20 protein-coding genes are annotated in these 18,547 nt (G+C 67.6%); 11 read left to right on the forward strand and 9 right to left on the reverse strand.

Annotated features, from left to right (window positions below; genetic code table 11):
• Positions 1–87 precede the first annotated feature (87 nt).
• From ACL58G_RS22415 to ACL58G_RS22425, 3 genes are read left to right on the forward strand one after another with little or no spacing between them, the layout of a single operon-like run.
• On the forward strand, positions 88–978 hold the full coding sequence (locus tag ACL58G_RS22415; RefSeq protein WP_056131728.1) for a branched-chain amino acid ABC transporter permease: 891 nt from the start codon (positions 88–90) through the stop codon (positions 976–978).
• The gene (locus ACL58G_RS22420) at positions 975–2,921 is read left to right on the forward strand and encodes a branched-chain amino acid ABC transporter ATP-binding protein/permease (protein WP_413343033.1); all 1,947 of its coding nucleotides are present in this window, start codon (positions 975–977) and stop codon (positions 2,919–2,921) included. The genes ACL58G_RS22415 and ACL58G_RS22420 overlap by 4 nt, the downstream gene beginning before the upstream one ends.
• Before the next feature lie 9 nt (positions 2,922–2,930).
• On the forward strand, positions 2,931–3,653 hold the full coding sequence (locus ACL58G_RS22425; RefSeq protein WP_413343032.1) for an ABC transporter ATP-binding protein: 723 nt from the start codon (positions 2,931–2,933) through the stop codon (positions 3,651–3,653).
• On the opposite strand, the gene ACL58G_RS22430 is transcribed toward ACL58G_RS22425, so the two are convergent.
• The 3 genes from ACL58G_RS22430 to ACL58G_RS22440 are packed head-to-tail and all read right to left on the reverse strand — an operon-like array spanning position 3,632 to position 7,334.
• A complete protein-coding gene (locus tag ACL58G_RS22430; protein ID WP_440963224.1) occupies positions 3,632–4,798 on the reverse strand; it encodes an aminotransferase class V-fold PLP-dependent enzyme in 1,167 nt (388 codons plus the stop codon). The two genes, ACL58G_RS22425 and ACL58G_RS22430, sit on opposite strands and share 22 nt — an antisense overlap.
• A 49-nt stretch (positions 4,799–4,847) precedes the next feature.
• The gene (locus ACL58G_RS22435; RefSeq protein WP_413388373.1) at positions 4,848–5,987 is read right to left on the reverse strand and encodes a glycerate kinase; all 1,140 of its coding nucleotides are present in this window, start codon (positions 5,985–5,987) and stop codon (positions 4,848–4,850) included.
• 9 nt (positions 5,988–5,996) lie between these two features.
• Positions 5,997–7,334 carry an MFS transporter gene (locus ACL58G_RS22440; protein WP_413388372.1) on the reverse strand — a complete coding sequence of 446 codons (1,338 nt, stop codon included), beginning with the start codon at positions 7,332–7,334 and terminating at the stop codon, positions 5,997–5,999.
• A gap of 210 nt (positions 7,335–7,544) precedes the next feature.
• On the opposite strand from ACL58G_RS22440, the gene ACL58G_RS22445 reads away from it, so the two are divergent.
• The 6 genes from ACL58G_RS22445 to ACL58G_RS22470 all read left to right on the forward strand — a co-directional run bounded on the left by ACL58G_RS22445 (position 7,545) and on the right by ACL58G_RS22470 (position 11,968).
• On the forward strand, positions 7,545–8,693 hold the full coding sequence (locus tag ACL58G_RS22445) for a sugar diacid recognition domain-containing protein (protein WP_413388371.1): 1,149 nt from the start codon (positions 7,545–7,547) through the stop codon (positions 8,691–8,693).
• Positions 8,694–8,922: 229 nt separating this feature from the next.
• On the forward strand, positions 8,923–9,342 hold the full coding sequence (locus ACL58G_RS22450; protein ID WP_440963225.1) for a DUF4019 domain-containing protein: 420 nt from the start codon (positions 8,923–8,925) through the stop codon (positions 9,340–9,342).
• Positions 9,343–9,358: 16 nt separating this feature from the next.
• Complete coding sequence (locus tag ACL58G_RS22455) at positions 9,359–10,162, forward strand: lipid II flippase Amj family protein (protein WP_440963226.1); 804 nt, start codon at positions 9,359–9,361, stop codon at positions 10,160–10,162.
• 4 nt (positions 10,163–10,166) lie between these two features.
• A complete protein-coding gene (locus tag ACL58G_RS22460; RefSeq protein ID WP_440963227.1) occupies positions 10,167–10,742 on the forward strand; it encodes a hypothetical protein in 576 nt (191 codons plus the stop codon).
• Positions 10,743–10,865: 123 nt separating this feature from the next.
• A complete protein-coding gene (locus tag ACL58G_RS22465) occupies positions 10,866–11,213 on the forward strand; it encodes a hypothetical protein (protein ID WP_440963228.1) in 348 nt (115 codons plus the stop codon).
• Positions 11,213–11,968 carry a hypothetical protein gene (locus ACL58G_RS22470; protein WP_440963229.1) on the forward strand — a complete coding sequence of 252 codons (756 nt, stop codon included), beginning with the start codon at positions 11,213–11,215 and terminating at the stop codon, positions 11,966–11,968. The genes ACL58G_RS22465 and ACL58G_RS22470 overlap by 1 nt, the downstream gene beginning before the upstream one ends.
• Before the next feature lies 1 nt (position 11,969).
• On the opposite strand, the gene ACL58G_RS22475 is transcribed toward ACL58G_RS22470, so the two are convergent.
• The 3 genes from ACL58G_RS22475 to ACL58G_RS22485 are packed head-to-tail and all read right to left on the reverse strand — an operon-like array spanning position 11,970 to position 13,897.
• Entirely contained in the window at positions 11,970–12,377 is a 408-nt protein-coding gene (locus tag ACL58G_RS22475) for a hypothetical protein (protein ID WP_413345765.1), read from the reverse strand.
• A 12-nt stretch (positions 12,378–12,389) separates the two neighbouring features.
• Positions 12,390–13,148, reverse strand: a complete 759-nt coding sequence (locus ACL58G_RS22480; RefSeq protein WP_440963230.1) for a Mut7-C RNAse domain-containing protein — start codon at positions 13,146–13,148, stop codon at positions 12,390–12,392.
• Positions 13,112–13,897: a DUF72 domain-containing protein gene (locus ACL58G_RS22485; protein ID WP_440963231.1), complete on the reverse strand. Its 786-nt coding sequence runs from the start codon at positions 13,895–13,897 to the stop codon at positions 13,112–13,114. The genes ACL58G_RS22480 and ACL58G_RS22485 overlap by 37 nt, the downstream gene beginning before the upstream one ends.
• 117 nt (positions 13,898–14,014) lie before the next feature.
• Between ACL58G_RS22485 and trxC the strand changes: the two genes are divergently transcribed.
• Positions 14,015–14,458: a thioredoxin TrxC gene (trxC, locus tag ACL58G_RS22490; RefSeq protein ID WP_413388363.1), complete on the forward strand. Its 444-nt coding sequence runs from the start codon at positions 14,015–14,017 to the stop codon at positions 14,456–14,458.
• A 46-nt stretch (positions 14,459–14,504) separates the two neighbouring features.
• Complete coding sequence (locus ACL58G_RS22495) at positions 14,505–14,858, forward strand: DUF4870 family protein (protein ID WP_413342687.1); 354 nt, start codon at positions 14,505–14,507, stop codon at positions 14,856–14,858.
• A gap of 78 nt (positions 14,859–14,936) precedes the next feature.
• Here the strand turns inward: ACL58G_RS22495 and ACL58G_RS22500 are convergent, their stop codons facing one another.
• The 3 genes from ACL58G_RS22500 to phaR form a co-directional block, all read right to left on the reverse strand.
• The gene (locus tag ACL58G_RS22500) at positions 14,937–16,100 is read right to left on the reverse strand and encodes a cystathionine beta-lyase (RefSeq protein WP_440963232.1); all 1,164 of its coding nucleotides are present in this window, start codon (positions 16,098–16,100) and stop codon (positions 14,937–14,939) included.
• A 120-nt stretch (positions 16,101–16,220) separates the two neighbouring features.
• Entirely contained in the window at positions 16,221–17,624 is a 1,404-nt protein-coding gene (gene rimO, locus ACL58G_RS22505) for a 30S ribosomal protein S12 methylthiotransferase RimO (RefSeq protein ID WP_440963233.1), read from the reverse strand.
• A gap of 211 nt (positions 17,625–17,835) precedes the next feature.
• Positions 17,836–18,390 (reverse strand): polyhydroxyalkanoate synthesis repressor PhaR, encoded by a 555-nt coding sequence (gene phaR / locus ACL58G_RS22510; protein WP_056131689.1) that lies wholly within the window; start codon positions 18,388–18,390, stop codon positions 17,836–17,838.
• Positions 18,391–18,547: the final 157 nt, after the last annotated feature.

Raw genomic sequence — 18,547 nt, forward strand, 5'->3', positions numbered from 1 at the left:
TTTGCGCCGTCGTTACGCACGCAAATTAGGTTCCCGCCTGCGCGGGAACGACGTTACTGGATTCACGCGTCTGCTCCCGGAGGAACCATGGAGATCCTGCTCCAACTCGTCGTGTCCGGCATCGCACTCGGCATGATCTATGCCGTGATCGCGTTCGGCTACCAGCTCACGTTCGCCACGTCCGGCACCCTCAACTTCGGCCAGGGCGAGGCGCTGATGCTCGGCGCGCTCGTCGGCCTGTCGCTCGTCGGCACCATCCACGGCGGGCCTTATCTCGGCTACTGGCTGATGATTCCCATCGTCGTCCTGTTCGGCGCGCTGCAGGGCGTGTTCGTCGAATGGATCGCCGTGCGGCCCGCGATCCGCATCAAGTCGGAATTCGGCTGGATCATGTCGACCATCGCCCTCGCCATCATCTTCAAGAACGTGGCCGAGAACATCTGGGGCAAGGACGTGCTGCCCTTCCCTTCGCCGCTGTCGTCCGAACCGTTCACCGTGCTCGGCGCGAACGTGCAGCCGATGCAGGTCGCCGTGATCGTCGGCGCGCTCGCCATCATGTTCGCCGTCGAGATCTTCAACCGCAAATCCATCTACGGCAAGGCCGTCGTCGCCACCGCGAACGACCGCGACGCGGCGGGCCTCATGGGCATCAACACCGGCATGGTCATCACGTTCTCGTACGCGCTGTCGTCGGCGACGGCCGCCTTCGCCGGCGCCCTCGTCGCGCCGCTGACGCTCACGAGCGCCACGATGGGCGCGTCGCTGGGCCTGAAGGCGTTCGCCGTCGCGATCATCGGCGGGCTGACGTCGGGCATGGGCGCCATCGTCGGCGGCATCATCCTCGGCATCGCGGAGACGGCGACCGGCTTCTACCTGTCGACCGGCTACAAGGAAGTGCCGGGCCTCGTCCTGCTGCTGCTCGTGCTGGCCGTGAAGCCGTCCGGCCTGTTCGGCAAGGCCGCCATCAAGAAGGTATGACGATGAACAAGCTGACCTGGGGCGGCGCGATCGCGGGCATCGCGCTGCTGGCCGCCTTTCCCGTGCTGGTCGGGAACCCGTACTACATCCACCTCGTCGAGACGATCCTGATCTACGCGATCCTGCTGTTCGGCCTCGACATCGTCGTCGGCTACACGGGCCAGGTGTCGCTGGGCCATGCCGGCCTGTTCGGCGTGGGCTCGTACGTGACGGGCGTGCTGGTGATGAAGCTGGGCGCCGCGTGGTGGCTCACGCTCCCCGCCAGCATCGCGGGCGCGGCGCTGTTCGGCGCGATCCTCGCCCTCCCCGCCCTACGGGTGACGGGGCCGTATCTCGCGATGGTGACGCTGGCCTTCGGCACCATCGTGCAAATCCTCATCAACGAGATGACCTTCCTCACCGAAGGCCCGATGGGCATCATGCTGACGAAGCCCAGCGTGGCCGGCCACGAGCTGACGGAAGTCGAGTACTACTATGCCGTGGCCGCGCTGATGATCGTGTCGCTGCTGCTCGTGCACCGGCTGCTGAAATCGCACATCGGCCGCGCGTTCGAGGCCCTTCGGGACAGCCCCATCGCGTCGGACTGCATGGGCGTCTCCGTGTACCGTTATAAAGTGTATGCATTCGTGATCAGCGCCGGCTTCGCGGGCCTCGCGGGCAGCCTCTATGCGTATTCCGAACAATACATCTCGCCCAACACGTACAACTTCGAGCTGACGATCCTGTTCCTGCTCGCCGTGATCATGGGCGGCCGCAAGACCCGCAGCGGCGCGCTGATCGGCGCCGTGATCGTCGTGATGCTGCCGAGCCTCCTGTCCGACATCGACCTGTTCCGCCGCATCGCCGTCGGCGCCGCGATCCTCGCCGTCGTCGTCGCGGGCCTGTTGCTCGCGCGCCGCAAGACGACCGCGCGCCGCGTCATCGTGCCCGTCGTGGCGACGCTGGCGCTGGCCGTCGTCTCCTACAAGCTGCAAAGCATGGTCGACTGGCGCCTCACGATCTTCGGCCTCATGACGCTGTTCGTCGTCTACTACCTGCAGGAGGGCATCGTCGGCTTCCTGCGCGACGTGCTGGGTCGCGGGCGCCAGCATGCGCGCGCGCTGGCCGACCACGGCGGCGATCCTTTTGCAGGCGTCCCGCAGGCGGAAGCCGCCGGCGGCGACCTGCTGAAAGTCGAGCAGGTGCTGATGCAGTTCGGCGGCCTGAAGGCGCTGAACCAGGTCGACCTGACCGTCGCGCGCGGCACCGTGCACGGCCTGATCGGACCGAACGGCTCGGGCAAGAGCACGATGATGAACGTCCTCACCGGCATTTATAAACCGACGGCCGGCCGGGTGGTCTTTGCCGGCAGCGGCATCACGGGCCGCACGCCCGCGCAGATCGCGCTGGGCGGCATCGCGCGGACGTTCCAGAACGTGCAGCTGTTCGGCGAGATGACGGCGACGGAAAACATCCTCGTCGGGCTGCACCACAGCTTCCGCTCGAACGTGTTCGACGCCATGCTGCACACGCCGCGCCGTTTGCGCGAGGAACTGGCCGCACGGGCGCGCGCCGCGGCGATCCTGAGCTTCGTCGGCCTCGCCGACCTGGCGGACGAGGAAGCGCGCAACCTCCCCTACGGCAAGCAGCGCCTGCTGGAGATCGGCCGCGCGCTGGCGCTCGACCCGCGCCTGCTGCTGCTGGACGAACCGGCCGCGGGCCTGACGGCACCGGACATCCGCGAGCTGATGGCCATCATCCGCAAGATCCGCGACCACGGCATCACCATCGTCCTCATCGAGCACCACATGGACGTCGTGATGTCGATCTCGGACACCGTCACCGTGCTGGATTTCGGCCAGAAGATCGCCGAAGGATCGCCGGCGCGCGTGCAGTCCGACCCGCGCGTGATCGAGGCCTACCTGGGCGGTGCCGGCGAACCCGCCGCATCCGCCGCCGTCTGAGGAGACCGCATGCTCACCATCGACAACCTGCACGCGGCCTATGGCAAGGTCGAAGTGCTGCACGGGATCTCGCTCGAGGTCCCGAAGGGCAAGCTCGTCACGCTGATCGGTTCCAACGGGGCCGGCAAGACGACGACCATGCGCGCCATCTCCGGCATGATCAAGCCGCGCGGCGGTAAAGTGACCCTGGCCGGCCGCGACATCACCGGCATGGATTCGCATCGCATCGCGCGCGCGGGCCTCGCCCATTCGCCGGAGGGGCGGCGCGTGTTCGCGACGATGACGGTCACGGACAACCTGCTGCTGGGGGCCTTCCCGCGATTCACGCGCTCGCGGCCGAAAGGCGACGTGCAGCACGACCTGGAGCGGGCACTCGAACTGTTCCCGCGCCTGAAGGAACGCCGCACGCAGCTGGCCGGCACCCTGTCGGGCGGCGAGCAGCAGATGCTGGCGATGGCGCGCGCCGTCATGCTGAATCCGGACGTCGTGCTGCTGGACGAACCGTCGATGGGCCTCGCGCCCATCCTCGTGGACGAAGTCTTCCGTATCATCGCGCGCCTGAAGACGGAAGGCGTCACCATGCTGCTCGTCGAGCAGTTCGCCCAGGCCGCGCTGAACGTGGCCGATTACGGCTATGTGCTGGAGAACGGCAGCATCGCCGTGCACGGCCCCGCCGCGAGCCTGAAGAACGATCCGAAGGTGGTCGCGGCCTACCTGGGCGGCGCCCACTGACGGATCGCATCCGCCAGCGCATCGAGGTCTTCGGGCCCGTTGTACAGGTGCGGCGTCACGCGCACGATCTCGGTGCCGCCGAATTTGCGGATGACGGTGAAGATGCGGTGGTCATCCATCAGCCGCCGCACGACCTCGGCGGCGGGCACGCCGTCGATGCCGAACGCGCCCAGCGCGCCATGCAGGGCCGGATCGCACGGGGTGTACACGCGCACGCCCGGCAGGTCGCGCACCTGGTCCATCCAGCGCCGCGCGAGCCAGCGCAGGCGCGCTTCCTTGTTGCCGGACCCGATCGAGGCGTGGAACGCCAGCGCATCCTCGATCGCCATGACCGGCGCCGGCGGCACGGTGCCGAACGCGCCCAGCTTGTCGATGTCGGTGCGGCCGGACGTCACGTCGCCGTACAGCGGGGCGATGTCCGCGATGCGTTCGCGTGCGATGTACAGCAGGCCCGTGCCCAGCGGCGCGCCGACCCATTTGTGCAGGTTGAACGCGGCGATCTGCGTCCCCAGTTGCGGGATCGTATAGTCCAGTTGCGCGAGCGCGTGCGCGCCGTCGACGATGGGGTCGATGCCACGCTCCCGGGCCAGCGCGCCCAGGCGCGCCACCGGCATGATGCGGCCGGTACGGTGCACGATGTGCGTGATCAGCAGCACGCGGGTGCGTGGCGTGATCGCGTCCGCGTACAGTGCCGCGATCGCGTCTTCGTCTTCCACCTCGTGGGGCACGTCCACCTCGATGACGGTCAGGCCCTTGCGCGCCGCGACCATGCGGACGATGTCGTGGCTGAAGTCGTAGTCGTGGCGCGCCATCAGGATCGCGTCGCCCGGTTCGAACGGATAACCCTGGAACACGATGTTCAAGGACTCGACGGCGCTGCGGGTGATCAAGAGCTCATCGGCCGCGACGCCGGTGAAGCCGGCGAGCAGCGCCTTCACGTGCGCGAGGCGCGCGGGCCAGCGCTCGCGCAGGAAGAACGCGTTCTCGGCATCGACCTCGTCCTGGTAACGCTTGAGCGCCGCGCGCACGGGATCGGCCGGCATGCCGAAGTAGCCGTTCTCCAGGTTGAGGAAGTCGGGCGAGCGCGTGTACTGCGCGCGGATGGTGGACCAGAACGATTCGTCGTCGGGAAGGATGGCGGTCAAGACGGGCTCCTGGCGGGCGTTGTGCAACCGCCATCATAGCCCGCTCCGGTCAATGCTGCAGGCGTCCCCCCAGCGCCAGCGCCGCCGCGAGATTGCGCGCCGCGCGGCGCAGGTTGTCCGCGCCCGCGGCCAGCGCCTCGGCGACGGAACACGGCCGCGCCACCGCGGCGACCACGACCTCGATGCCGTGCGCGTGCACGGCGCCCGCATCGACGGCGAGGCTGCCGCCGATGGCGACGACGGGCTTGCCGTGGCGGCGCGCGACGTTGGCCACGCCCATCGGCGTCTTGCCGTGCACGGTCTGGCCGTCGATGCGGCCCTCTCCCGTCACCACGAGGTCCGCGTCGCGCACGGCCGCATCGAGCCCGACGGCATCGAGCACGATCTCGATTCCGGGTTTCAGCTGCCCTTCGAGGAACACGACCATCGCCGCCGCGATGCCGCCGCCGGCGCCCGCGCCCGGGCTTTGCGCGATATCCTGGCCGAGGTCGCGCCGGATCACGTCGGCGTAATGCGCAAGCGCGGCGTCGAGCTGCGCGACCATTGCCGGCGTTGCGCCCTTCTGCGGGCCGAACACGGCGGACGCGCCGCGCGGGCCGGTGAGCGGGTTGTCGACGTCGCACGCGATCCGGAATTCAGTCGCGCGCACTCGGGGATCGAGCCCGGACGCGTCGATGCGGTCGAGGCGCGCCAGTTCCGCGCCGCCCGGGCCGATGTCCTTGCCGTCGGCATCGAGCAGGCGCACGCCCAGCGCCTGCAGCATGCCGGCGCCACCGTCGTTCGTCGCGCTGCCGCCGACGCCCAGCACGATCCTGCGCGCGCCGGCATCGAGCGCCGCGCAAATGAGTTCACCCGTGCCGCGGCTCGTGGCCGTGCGCGGATCGCGCAGGTCGGGCGGCACCCCTTCCAGGCCGCTGGCCGCCGCCATCTCGATCACGGCGACGCCGCCGGCCTCGCCGTAGAACGCGTCCACCGCCTGGCCCAGCGGTCCGGTCACGCGCACGTCCACGCGCCGGCCGCCCGTCGCGTCGATCATGGCCTGCACGGTGCCTTCGCCGCCGTCGGCCACGGGCACTTTCACGTATGTCGCGTCGGGCCAGACCTCGCGCATGCCGGCCTCGATGGCGTCGGCCACCTGCAGCGCCGTCAGGCTTTCCTTGAACGAATCGGGGGCAATGACGATCTTCATGGGCTCTCCTCAGCGGTTGACCAGGCGCGCCGGCACGGTCATGACCAGCACCGCGCCGACCAGCAGCACGGTCGACAGGATATACAGGGCGACGTCCGTGCTGCCGGTGGCGTCCTTGATCCAGCCGACCAGGAACGGGCTGACGAAGCCGGCCACCTGGCCCAGCGAATTGATCAGGGCGAGGCCGCCGGCCGCGGCGGCGCTGCCCAGGAAGGCGGCGGGCAGCGGCCAGAACATCGGCAGTCCGGTCAGCGCCCCCATCGTGGCGAGCGTGAGCCCGATCATCACGAGCACGACGTTGTGCGAGAAATTCGCGGCCAGCAGCAGGCCGGCGAGCGCCATCGCCATCGGCACGGACAAATGCCAGCGGCGCTCGCGGCGGGCATCGGCCGAGCGGCCCACGATCACCATGAAGATACCCGCGAACAGATACGGCAGGGCGCTCAGCCAGCCGACCGTCGTCGGGTTGTCGAAGCCCAGTGCCTTGATGATCGACGGCAGCCAGAAGTTGATCGCGTACACGCCCATCTGGATGCTGAAATAGATCAGGCCCAGCATCCACACGTGGCCGTTGCGCAGCACGCTGGAGAACGAGTGCACCGCATGGCTGCTGGCGCGGCGGCCCTGCTCGTCGGCGTCGAGCGCCTGCTTCATCGCGGACTTTTCTTCCGGCGTCAGCCAACGGGCATGCCGCAGGCCGTCGGACAGGAAGAACAGCACGGCCACGCCGAGGATCATCGTCGGCAGCCCCTGGAGCAGGAACAGCCACTGCCAGCCGGCCAGGCCGCCCTGGCACGTCGCGAAATGGCTCAGCATCCAGCCCGACAGCGGACCGCCGACCAGGCCGGAGACGGGAATCGCCGACATGAACAGCGCCATCACCTGGCCGCGTTTCTGCGCCGGGAACCAGTTCGTGAAGTAGAACACCATGCCCGGGAAGAACCCGGCCTCGGCGACGCCGGTGAGGAAGCGCAGCGCGTAGAACGAGACGGGGCTCGTGACGAACATCATCGCCGCGGACAGGCCGCCCCACATGATCATCATGGCGGCGATCCAGCGGCGCGCGCCGAGTTTATGCAGGATCAGGTTGCTCGGCACGCCGCTGGTGACGTAGCCGATGAAGAAGATGCCGGCGCCGAGTCCGTACACGGTCTCGCTGAGCTTCAGGGCGTCGAGCATTTCCAGCTTGGCGAAGCCGACGTTGACCCGGTCCAGGTAGTTGAACAGGTAGCAGATGAAGATGAAGGGGATCAGGCGCCAGGTCGCCTTGCGGTAACCGCGCTCGAGGATGGCGGGATCGGCAACGCCCGCCGGCTGGGCCGCGCCCGTGCTCATGCTGTTTCTCATGGTGTCTCCGTGATGTCCGCCATCAGTCGGGGCGGCAGACCGCATTATGACCAAATCGTCACTGCAAGTCCTCGGCACGCGGCACGAGACGCGCGGGCTTCTTGCGCGTGCCGATTGTGCATCTTCACAAAATCGTTCACATAAACACAAGATCGACACGCCCGGCGTTGGCACTTGGCACAGTGACCACGATCGGCTAGAGTGGCTGGCATGCTCGAACTCAGCACCCGCCTCGCCCAGGACATCGTCAGCCGCACCATGCGCATCATCCCGTTCAACGTCAACGTGATGGATGCGCGCGGCGTGATCCTGGCCAGCGGCGACGCCGCCCGGGTCGGGGAGCTGCACGATGGCGCCCTGCTCGCCCTGGCGCGGCGTGCGACGGTCGAGGTGGACGCGGCGTCGGCGCCGCACATGCACGGCGCGCGGCCAGGCATCAACCTGCCGCTCGTCGTGGATGGCCAGATGTGCGGCGCCGTCGGCCTGAGCGGCGCACCCGACGCCGTCCGGCAATTCGGCGAGCTGGTGCGCCTGACGGCCGAGATGATCCTGGAACAGGCCAGCCTGGCCGGCGAACTGCAGCGCGACAGCCGCTATCGCGAGACCTTCGTGCTGAACCTGATCCGGGGGGATGCCGGCGGCCGGCCGGAACTGGAGACCTGGGCGCGGCGCCTGGGCCTGGATTTCGGGCGCGTACAGGCGGTGTTCCTGCTCGAGCTGCGCGCCGGTGCCGCCGACGCCGAACGGACGATCAGCGAGCTCCAGCGCTTGCAACTGGCCCTGCTGGCGCGCCAGCCGGCGCTGCTGTCCGCCACGACCGGCCCATACGACATGGTGATCCTGGATGCGTTCGACCCCGACGCCGCCCCGGTCGACACGGCGGCGCGGCGGCGCCACGCGGCCCTGGTCGCGCTGGTGCGGGAATTGTGCGCCCTGCCGTTCACGCTGACGATGGGACTGGCCGCGCGCGGCGTCGAGGCGGCGGCCGTGTCCTGGCAGAGCGCACGCACCGCCGCGCGCATCGGACGCCGGCGCGACCCGGCGCGCACGGCATGGAGCCATTACGACCTCGCGCTGCCGGTGCTGCTGTCCGGCCTGGACGCCGGCTGGCAGGCGGCGCAGCTGCGCCAGCCGGTCGCGTGCCTGGCCCGCGACCGCAGCGGCGCCACGCTGCGGCGCACGCTGGACGCCTGGTTCGCCCACAACGAAAGCGCGGCCGCCACCGCCGCCGCGCTGCACATCCACCGGAACACCCTGGATTACCGGCTGCGCCGCGTCGAGGAACTGACCGGCCTGCTTCTCGCGCGTGCGGAAGACCGTTTGCTGCTGTACGTGTCGGCCCTGCTAAGCCAGGATTAAGTCAGAAAGCATTGCCTTATCGACAAAAAGGCGTTCATAATCCTGCGACCCGAGCCAGGAGAACGCCATCCCCTCACCGCTCGTCCGCCTGCGCCTGCGTTGGTACGCCGTCAGCAACGGGAGACGTCCGTCGTCTTCATGTCCACGCACGACAGGGCATTCGCGGATGCGATCGGCGCGGCGGTCGTGGAATTCGAAACACTCACGGATAACCGATCAGGGAGTCGCCATGAAACAGCTTGCTTCACTGTTCGTACTGGCCGCCGCGCTGGCGGCGCCGCAGGCGCATGGCCAGCGGCAGGACGCGGTGCGGGGCGCGGTCGATGCAGCCAACCGCTGGCTCGTGCCCGCCGACGCCGGCGACGCCGCCGCGACGTGGGACCAGGCGGCGGCCGCGTTCCAGGCCGGCGTGTCCAGGGCCGACTGGACCGGCGCGCTCAAACGGGTCCGGCAACCGCTCGGCGCGGTCACGTCGCGCAAGCTGGTGTCGTCCGAATTCAAGCGTTCGCTGCCGGGCGCCCCGGACGGGGAATACGTCGTGATCCAGTACGACACGCAGTTCGCGCACAAGGCGCATGCGGTGGAGACCGTGGTGCCGATGCGCGAGCGCGACGGCAGTTGGAAGGTCTCCGGATATTTTGTGAAATAGACGTAGATACATAGACGTGGATACCCAACTTCTCTTCATCTGCTTCCTGACGTTCGTGATCCACCTGATCGGGACTCTGGCGTACTCGGTACGGATCGCCGGCGTACGGACCAGGCGGATCGCCGTGTCGCTGGCCCTGTTCGGCATTCTCATGCTCGTGTCGCGGACGTCGAATTCGTTCCTGGGCCCGTTCCTGGCGAAGCGCGTCGAGACCCACCTGGCCCCGCTCGCGGGCGGTGCGCTGCTCGCCGATTTTCGCTGGCTGCTCGTGTCCGCAAGTCTTGCGACGGTGGCGGGCGCCCTGCTGATCCCGACGTTCCAGCGTGTATTCTGCCGTGCGGTCCTGCATTTCCAGGCACATCGCTCGATCCCGAAGCTGATCCTCCACGGCTTCTTCAAGGGTGGCCTGTCGTACGTCCGGGACGTCGCCCGCATGCCCGCCGCGCGCCACATGACCGGATTCCGGTCGGGACACGGCGTATCGGGCCGGATCACGCTGCTGAACGTCGGCGCCACCGCGCTCTGGACCGTCGGCGTGTTCGCGGCCCTGTACGCCGGCGTGCTGGACCCGTCGGTGCGCGTCACGTCCAGCACGCTCTCCTCGATCATCAACGGCGGCGCGACCATCATGATGGCCGTGTTCATCGACCCGCACATGTCGGGGATGACGGACGATGTCGTCGAAGGCAACGTCACGGAAAGCCAGTTCAGGAAGGCCATCGTCTGGCTGGTCGGCAGCCGGCTGGCGGGCACCGTTGCCGCGCAAGCGTTGCTGGTACCGGCGTCGCTGCTGATCGCGTCCGTGGCCCGCGTCATATGATGCCATGCTGACCCATCCTCGCCAGGCCAGGCCCGACGAATCGCTTGGATTCCCATCCGCGCTGCGCGCTTCCGTACGCGCGGCCGTTGCCGTCGTCGCGCAGGACGAACTCGCGCCCCCGCACGGCGCCTTCGACGTCGACGTGGATGGCGCAACGCTGCACATTCCCTATCGGCTGTACTACGACCCAGCCCGCCTGCTCCGCGCGTTGGAGGATGCGCGGGGCGTCGACCGGCGCATCGTCGCCTGCCTGGGGACGCGGCATTACGACGGTCACGTGCGCCAGGCATGCCTCGCGCAGATTCTCGACAGCGACGAACCTTGGCTCCTGCCCTACATCGTTCAGCTGGCCGGCGAGTACGTGATCGAGATCGTCGAGGACGTCGCGCGCTGGATCGGGACGCGCGACGCGTCGTCCCTCGCGTCTTTCGCACGCGCCAACCCGGCCTGGCTCGCAACCCTGGCGCGGCGCGTGACGAGCTACTGGAACTGCTATCATCGGCCGGCGTTTCCGGATCGGGCCGACTATCCGGGCGCCCGGGTCCTTTCACGCTTCAGATCCGATGCCACACGCCGATAATTTGCAGTTGCGACGCGCAACCCGCGCCGACCGCTTCCGTGCCGCCCAGCGCTGGCGCCGCGCGCCCGTCGGCGCCAGCGAGATCGCATACACGCTGGCACGCCCGGTGGTATCCTTGGCGCCATGACTACCGATTCCGATATTGAACTGTCCGGCCCGTTCCAGGCCAAGGACGCCCATGGCCGTACCCTCGACGTCAAGTCGATCCGCATTTTCGACGAGGGCTACGGGATCATCGACGTGTACGTGAAATTCAAGGACCGTCTCGAACCCGGCGCCTACAAGGACGCCGTCCTCGTGCGCGCCATCATCGACCGGCTGCGTGCCGTCGGCTACAAGGGGCCGGACTTCGGCCACAGCGATCCGGGCCTGCAGGAGAGCCGTCTCATCGTGCTCGAGGCACCCGAGGAATTCGCGCCGTTCGCGAAAAGCAAGGGGTGGAAGAACCTGGCCGAAGACTTCGACAGCTGATGGCACGGCGCCCCGGACTGCTCGCGGGGGCGCTTGCCGTCGGCCTCTCATGCGCGGCGTCCGCGTACGCCGACCCCGCGTACGAAGGCTGGCTGCTGCGCATGGGCGACTACGAAACGCTCGCCAACGTCTGGCGGGCGGATAGGGACAGCGACGACGGCGCGCAACAGGAACGCCTGGCCGCCCTGTTCCTCGGTCCGCATGCGCGGGCCGCGAAGGCGCGTCCGTTCGAAGGCATCCACAATCTCTATTGGGCGGCCCTGCGTGGGCGCCGCGGCGCCGTGCTGCGGCTCGCGGATGCGCTGGACAAGGGGGCCTTCGGTCTGCGCAAGCGGCCCGACGCCGCCCGCTGCTGGGCGCAGCTGCCCGCTACGTTCGACGCCCGCCTCGCGTGCGTCCGCCTCACCGAATTCCGCGACCCGAAAGCACGGCTCGGATGCGGCGACCTCCCCATCGCCAGGGCAAACGGCCGCCCCCTCGACGGCGCGGACGCGGCACGGATCTGCGTCGCCACCGGCACACCCACCCTGCTCGAACCGGGTCCTCCGCCCGGCCCGGAGACCGTCGGGCGCATCCGCGCCTACGCGCGCCACGGCATCACACTGTCGGTCACGGGCGACGTGTACGACCCGGCGTTCGAAGCGTACCGCGACCGGTTCAACCGCACCACGGTCGCCGCGCTCGAGGCCAGGCATGGGCGCGGCTATCTCGAGCGGCTGGAGCACGAGGTCGACGCGCGCGCGTCGTCACAATAAGTCAGGGCGCCCCGAACAAATCGTGCGCATCGAGGATCGCGTACGTGATCTCGGGATGGCGTTCCAGCACCCTGCGCACGGCCGCCGGCACGGACTGGCGCACCTTCTTGCACAGGCCCGGCCGGTCTTCCAGCACGATGAGGATGCCGCGCAACGTGCGCACCTCGTTCGGGCCGGGCGCGATCTTCAGTTCGACGCCGAGGTTGGCGCGGATGCGCTCCTGCAGCCGTTTGAGTTCGTCGTAGCTGGCGACGGCGCCGATGCGCTCGAGCAGTTTCTGCTCTTCCGTGCGCGTGAGGCGCAACGGGCGCAGGTCCGCCTCCGGATCGGCGAGCAGGATCTCGCGCTCGCAGACGCAGGCGCCGGGGGGGCATTCGGTGCGGATGGGTATCGGTACTTGTTGCAACATGGGGTCACGCTGTCAACGGATGGCTCGTCCGGGAAAGCAGTGTATCTCATTTAATACGCCCGCCATACGCTGCCAGTGCGAGCCCTTCCAGAACACGCCGTGGCAGCAGTCGCATGTGCTGAACTCGTCCTGCGTGGCCGCCACGCGCGGCGGCAGCCGGTCCCTCACCTCCGCCTTCGCGATGGGCCGCAACGGCGCATTGCACGACAGGCACAGCGTGAACGGGCGCATGCGCTCGGCCAGGCCGAAGCGCTCGACCACTTCACGCAACTGCGCTTCCCCCTTCAACGCCCGCACGTAGCAGCCGTACGCGATGCCGCGGCGCTTCAGCAGTTCGCGGTCGCGCGTCAGCACGGCGCGTCCGTCATCGAGCGCGATCGCTTCGACTTCGGCGTCGTTCAACGTATTGCGGTAGATGGTGTCGAACCCCGCCATTCTCAACAGCCGCGCGAGACCGCCGAGATGCGCATCCGCGACGAAGCGCACGCGGCCCGGCGGACGCTGGTCCAGCCGCGCCACGTCGGCCACATCGAAGGCAGTGAAGCGCGGGTAGACGGCGATGCGGTCGCCCTCTTCCAGGATGTCGTCCAGTCCCCGCGGCTCGCCGTTCAGGAGCACCAGCTCCACCTCCGTGTGCGGCACGCCGAGCGCCTCGATCATGTGCTTGGCCGTGGCGGCACGCGCGCACGGCGTCGCGAAGGAGCGTCCGCGCCGCGCGCGCGCGAGGAAGTCGTTCAGTTCGCCGTAGAAGCGGAACGTCGCGCTGACCATGATTCGTCCACGCCGCGCAGCACCTCCAGTGCGTTCGGCACCGAATGGCCCTCGGCCGTGTTATCGAAGATGCACCAGAGGTCCGCGCCGGGTTGCGTCATCGCGACGATGCGCTGCTCGACCTCGCGCAGGAATTCGGGCGGATAGGACGAGTAGTAGATGCGCGGCGCGCCGTGCAGGCGGATGTAGGTCGACGCCGTCGTCGGCGCGTGCGGGCCGGGCTGGCCGGCGGGCGGATCGGCCATCACGCGCGTGACGCCGTGCTCGCGCAGCAGCGCGGTCGCCGTGTCGCCGAACCACGTCGGATGGCGTCCCTCGATCGCCAGCATGCAGGGGAAGCGAGCGCGCAGGCGCGGCAGGAAACCGGCGACGGTCTCCGCATCGAACACGCCGCTGGGCGGCAGCTGGACGAGGACGCAGCCCAGTTTCGGTCCCAGTTCGCCGGCTTCGCGGACGAAGCGGTCGAGCAGCTCGTCCGCGTCGCGCAGCTTCGCCTCGTGCGTGATCGCCTTCGGCAGCTTGACGGAGAAACGAAAGGCGTCGGGCACGCTGGCGGCCCAGCGGGCGTACGTCCGCGGCTGGTGCGGCCGGTAGAACGACGAGTTGATCTCGACCGCTGGGAACACGGCCGCGTAGCGCTCGAGGTGGCTTCCTTCGACGGGGAAGTCGGCCGCCACGTCCTTGTTGAGGCCCCAGCCGGCGCAGCCGATCAGGGGCCGATTGACTGCCGTGGATTGCAATTCGCTCATCTGGACCCATGTTGGAGGGCATCCGCCCGGCATCCGATTCTAAGTCGAACGGCATGATCGACGGCGCACGCGCCACCGGGCATACAATATCAATCGCAATCAGGAGGAAACACCACCATGGCCGAGTCCCTGCACATCGTCTGTCCGCACTGCGACGCCGTCAACCGCGTCGCCGGCGCGCGCCTGGCCGACCAGCCCGTCTGCGGCAAATGCGCGAAGGCGCTGTTCACCGGCCAGCCCACGGACGTGTCGTCCGCCCGCTTCGACAAGCACGTCGGGCGCAACGACATTCCGGTGCTCGTCGATTTCTGGGCCGCGTGGTGCGGCCCGTGCCGCATGATGGCGCCCGCGTATGCGCAGGCCGCCGGCCGGCTGGAGCCGCACGTGCGACTGCTGAAGGTCGATACGGAAGCGTCGCAGGATCTCGCGGCGCGCTACAACATCCGCAGCATCCCGACGATCGCCTTGTTCCAGGGCGGGCGCGAGATCGCGCGCCAGGCCGGGGCAATGGATGCGAACCGCCTCGTCGCCTGGGTGCAGCAGAACGCGCGCGCCGCCTGAGCGATCGATCGGTTATCGTAATGGCAATCTAGAACCAGGAGAGGTCATGGCCCAGGAACTCGTCTACGAACGCGGCCTCGAGGATGCCAAGCAGTTCGCCCGCATCCTGTACGTCGCCCATGCGCTCACGTTTTTCTTTTCGCTCGGCACGCTGTCGATCCTGGTGCTGATCGTCAACTACATCCGGCGGCCGGACACGGCCGGGACGATGGTCTACAGCCACCACACGTGGATGATCCGGTCGTTCTGGTTTTACGCGCTGTGGATGGTCCTGGGCGCGTTGTTGTGGTTTACCGTCGTCTTCCCCTTCGTTATCTGGGGGATTGCGTGGGTGTGGATGGCGTACCGGATCATCCGCGGGTTCCTCGACCTGAACAACAACCGCGCGATGCCGGTCTAGAATCGATCGGTGGGCACAGGGTGCACACCCTACGCGATCGGGTCCGTAGGGTGGGCTCCCCGAGCCCACCAAGCGTGCTTACAGTTTGCCGAGGGCCTGCTCGATGTCCGCGATCAGGTCGTCGGTGCCTTCGAGGCCGATGTTGAAGCGCACGAGCGGGCCCGTGTCGGGCCAGTCGCGCCGCATGCCCTGCATCCGGTACGGCACGGCGAGACTGTGCGTTCCGCCCCAGCTGTACCCGATGCCGAACAACGCGAGTGCGTCGACGAAGCGGTCCACCTGCTCGCCCGCATGGCGTGCATCGAACACGACGGAGAACAAGCCGCCCGCGCCCGTGAAATCGCGCTTCCACACGTCGTGGCCGGGGCAGTCCTCGAATGCCGGGTGCAGCACCTTCGCGATTTCGGGACGGCCTTTCAACCACGCCGCCACCTTGCGCGCGGAGGCATCGTGCGCGTCGAAGCGCAGCTTCATCGTTTCCAGGCCGCGCAGCACCAGGTAGGCATCGTCGCCGCCCACGCCCATGCCGAGGCGCATGTGCGACATCGCGATGCGGTCGTTGATGGCCGCATCGCGCGTGATCACGGCGCCCATCAGCACGTCCGAGCCGCCCGACTGGTATTTGGTGAGCGCCTGCATGACGATATCGGCGCCGACGTCGAAGCCGCGCAGCGCGAGGCCCGCGGCCCATGTGTTGTCCAGCGCGACCAGGATGCCCTTGTCGTGCGCCGCCGCGCAGATCGCGGGCAGGTCCGGCACTTCCATCGACACGGAGCCCGGCGCCTCGGTCCAGATCAGCTTCGTGTTCGGCTGGATCAGGTCCGCGATGCCCGCGCCCACGAGCGGATCGTAGAAGCGCGCGGAGACACCGAAGTCGCTCGCGAGCCAGCGTCCCAGCTCGCGCGTGGGGTTGTAGACGTTATCGGGCAGCAGGACGTCGTCGCCCGACTTCAGCAGCGCCAGCAGGATCATCGAGATCGCGGCGAGACCGGACGGCGCCAGCAGGCAATGCGTGCCGCCTTCGATGGCGGCCAGGCGCGCTTCCAGCGTGAACGTCGTGGGCGTGCCGTGCAGGCCGTAGGTATAGGCCTGCTTGCTGCGCCAGTCGCCCGAGCGCAGGCTGGCCACGTCCTTGAACAGGACCGTGGACGCGTGATGGATCGGCGTCGGGTATGCGGCGAAGCCGGCCGGCGGGCGGTAGTCGCTGTGCGTGAGCGTGGTCTCGATCGACTTCTTCGTCACGTCGGATACTCCATGGATATGCCGTCGTCCCCGCAGAGGCCGGAACCCAAGTTGCAAGCGTATCGTCAGCGCCAAATTGGGTCCCCGCCTTCGCGGGGACGACGTATCAAGGTATGGCGGTCAGGCGACCGTCGCCCACAGGTCGTGCGCATCCGCCTTCGTCACGACCACCTCGATGAACTCGCCCACCGCCGGCTTGGCCTTGCCCGGCGTGAGGGCGCGCTTGATGTGGACGACGCCGTCGATTTCCGGCGCATCCGCTGCCGAGCGGCCGACCGCTTCGCGCGGGCCCACTTCGTCGACGAGGACGCGGATCGTCTTGCCGACCTTCGCCTGCAGGCGCTGCGCCGAGATCTCTTCCTGCAGCAGCATCACGCGTGCGCGGCGCTCTTCCTTGACTTCGTCCGGCACCGGGTTCGCGATCTCGTTCGCCGTCGCGCCTTCGACCGGCGAGTACGCAAAGCAGCCCAGGCGGTCGATCTGCGCTTCCTTCAGGAAGTCCAGCAGGTATTCGAATTCGGCGTCCGTCTCGCCCGGGAAGCCGGCGATGAACGTCGAGCGGATCGTGAGGTCGGGGTTCATCTTGCGCCATGCCTGGATACGGTCGAGGTTCTTCTCGCCGCTGGCCGGGCGCTTCATGCGCTTCAGGACGTCCGGATGCGCGTGCTGCAGCGGGATGTCGAGGTAAGGCACGACGTTCTCGCCCATGAACGGGATCACCTGGTCCACGTGCGGGTACGGGTACACGTAGTGCAGGCGCACCCACGCGCCGTACTGCTTCGCCATCTGGCCCAGGGCGTCCGTCAGCTGCGTCATGTGCGTTTTGACCGGGCGGCCGTTCCAGAAGCCGGTGCGGAACTTGACGTCCACGCCGTACGCGCTCGTGTCCTGCGAGATCACCAGCAGTTCCTTGACGCCCGCCTTGAACAGGTTCTCCGCTTCCTGCAGCACATCGTGGATCGGGCGCGACACGAGGTCGCCGCGCATCGACGGGATGATGCAGAAGCTGCAGCGGTGGTTGCAGCCTTCGGAAATCTTCAGGTAGGCGTAGTGCTTGGGCGTGAGCTTGACGCCGTGGTCCGGCACGAGGTCGATGAACGGATCGTGCGGCTTGGGCAGGTGCGTGTGCACGGACTCCATCACTTCGGCGACGGCGTGCGGACCGGTCACCGCGAGCACCTTCGGGTGCACCTTGGTGATGATATCGCTGCCCGATGCATCCTTCTTGGCGCCGAGGCAGCCCGTGACGATCACTTTTCCGTTTTCGGCCAGCGCCTCGCCGATCGCATCCAGCGATTCCTGCACGGCCGCGTCGATGAAGCCGCAGGTGTTGACGATCACGAGATCGGCGCCGGCATACGACTTGGCGGTCTCGTAACCCTCCGCGCGCAGCTGCGTGAGGATCTGTTCGGAGTCGACGAGCGCCTTCGGGCAGCCGAGCGAGACGAAACCGACCTTCGGCGGCACGGCGGTGCCGGCAGCGTCGGAGGTGGCGGGAAGAGGGTTACGGCGGAGTTCTTGCATTGTCGGATTGCGGCAAAAATTCAGGGCAATCCGCGATTGTACAGGAAGCGGGGGCGGAGGGAAATCGACGACCATGTCGCATACAGCGAATGTCTTTGCAGCCCGCGCCCTCTGTACGCCGCCCCGGCGAAGGCAGGGGTCGAATTTTTCATGCGTTGCCGCAATGCGGGCAACATTGGATCCCCGCCTCCGCGGGGACGACGTGCAAACGTTACTTCTTCTCCGGCGGCACCCCGAACGGGAACGCGCCGAACATCGCCTTGCTCTGGCTCTGCATCTGCTCCTGCATCTGCAGGAACAGGTTCTTGCTCTGGTCGATGTAGTTGTTCATCATGCCCTGCATCATCGGACCCTGGATGTTCATGAACTGGGTCCACATCTCGGTGCTGAACGGCTTGCCTTCCATCGCGCCCGTGGCCGAGCCGACGAATTTGTTCTGGATGTCGGTGAACGCCTGCACGTTCTTTTCCAGATACGAGCCCATCATGCCCTGCATCGCGTGGCCATAGTAGCGGATGATCTGGGACAGCACGCCGCTGGAGAACATCGGCACGCCGTGCGCTTCCTCTTCGAGAATTATCTGCAGGAGGATGCTGCGGGTCAGGTCTTCGTTCGTCTTGGCATCCACGACCGTGAACTCGTCGGAATCGAGGACGAGTTGCTTCACGTCGGACAAGGTGATGTAAGAACTGGTCTGGGTGTCGTACAGCCGGCGGTTCGGATACTTCTTGATCAGGCGTTCAGTGCTTTTTTTGACACTACTCATCTCATTTCCATGTACAGCGCCGAAGCGCATTTATTATGCGGCGACCGCGGGGATCTCCCGCGGCGTCTCCGATTCCAAGAGGATATCCGCTAAAAATACCACGTTGCGAACGCAGGTGCAGCAATTATTCGCTGAGCAACTGAATGATTTCTTTCGC

The sequence above is a fragment of the Massilia sp. GER05 genome, assembly GCF_052056005.1.
Taxonomy (GTDB): Bacteria; Pseudomonadota; Gammaproteobacteria; order Burkholderiales; family Burkholderiaceae_D; genus Telluria; species Telluria orientalis.

Bases quoted from the DNA above. Each gene is read 5' to 3' on its own strand.
- ACL58G_RS22470 (WP_440963229.1), top strand. From the start codon at position 11,213: ATGGCACGGCGCCCCGGACTGCTCGCGGGGGCGCTTGCCGTCGGCCTC.
- ACL58G_RS22425 (WP_413343032.1), top strand. From the start codon at position 2,931: ATGCTCACCATCGACAACCTGCACGCGGCCTATGGCAAGGTCGAAGTG.
- rimO (WP_440963233.1), bottom strand. From the start codon at position 17,624: ATGCAAGAACTCCGCCGTAACCCTCTTCCCGCCACCTCCGACGCTGCC.
- ACL58G_RS22445 (WP_413388371.1), top strand. From the start codon at position 7,545: ATGCTCGAACTCAGCACCCGCCTCGCCCAGGACATCGTCAGCCGCACC.
- ACL58G_RS22460 (WP_440963227.1), top strand. From the start codon at position 10,167: ATGCTGACCCATCCTCGCCAGGCCAGGCCCGACGAATCGCTTGGATTC.
- trxC (WP_413388363.1), top strand. From the start codon at position 14,015: ATGGCCGAGTCCCTGCACATCGTCTGTCCGCACTGCGACGCCGTCAAC.
- ACL58G_RS22485 (WP_440963231.1), bottom strand. From the start codon at position 13,897: ATGAGCGAATTGCAATCCACGGCAGTCAATCGGCCCCTGATCGGCTGC.
- ACL58G_RS22495 (WP_413342687.1), top strand. From the start codon at position 14,505: ATGGCCCAGGAACTCGTCTACGAACGCGGCCTCGAGGATGCCAAGCAG.
- ACL58G_RS22465 (WP_440963228.1), top strand. From the start codon at position 10,866: ATGACTACCGATTCCGATATTGAACTGTCCGGCCCGTTCCAGGCCAAG.
- ACL58G_RS22435 (WP_413388373.1), bottom strand. From the start codon at position 5,987: ATGAAGATCGTCATTGCCCCCGATTCGTTCAAGGAAAGCCTGACGGCG.
- phaR (WP_056131689.1), bottom strand. From the start codon at position 18,390: ATGAGTAGTGTCAAAAAAAGCACTGAACGCCTGATCAAGAAGTATCCG.
- ACL58G_RS22440 (WP_413388372.1), bottom strand. From the start codon at position 7,334: ATGAGAAACAGCATGAGCACGGGCGCGGCCCAGCCGGCGGGCGTTGCC.
- ACL58G_RS22415 (WP_056131728.1), top strand. From the start codon at position 88: ATGGAGATCCTGCTCCAACTCGTCGTGTCCGGCATCGCACTCGGCATG.
- ACL58G_RS22420 (WP_413343033.1), top strand. From the start codon at position 975: ATGACGATGAACAAGCTGACCTGGGGCGGCGCGATCGCGGGCATCGCG.
- ACL58G_RS22480 (WP_440963230.1), bottom strand. From the start codon at position 13,148: ATGGTCAGCGCGACGTTCCGCTTCTACGGCGAACTGAACGACTTCCTC.
- ACL58G_RS22475 (WP_413345765.1), bottom strand. From the start codon at position 12,377: ATGTTGCAACAAGTACCGATACCCATCCGCACCGAATGCCCCCCCGGC.
- ACL58G_RS22450 (WP_440963225.1), top strand. From the start codon at position 8,923: ATGAAACAGCTTGCTTCACTGTTCGTACTGGCCGCCGCGCTGGCGGCG.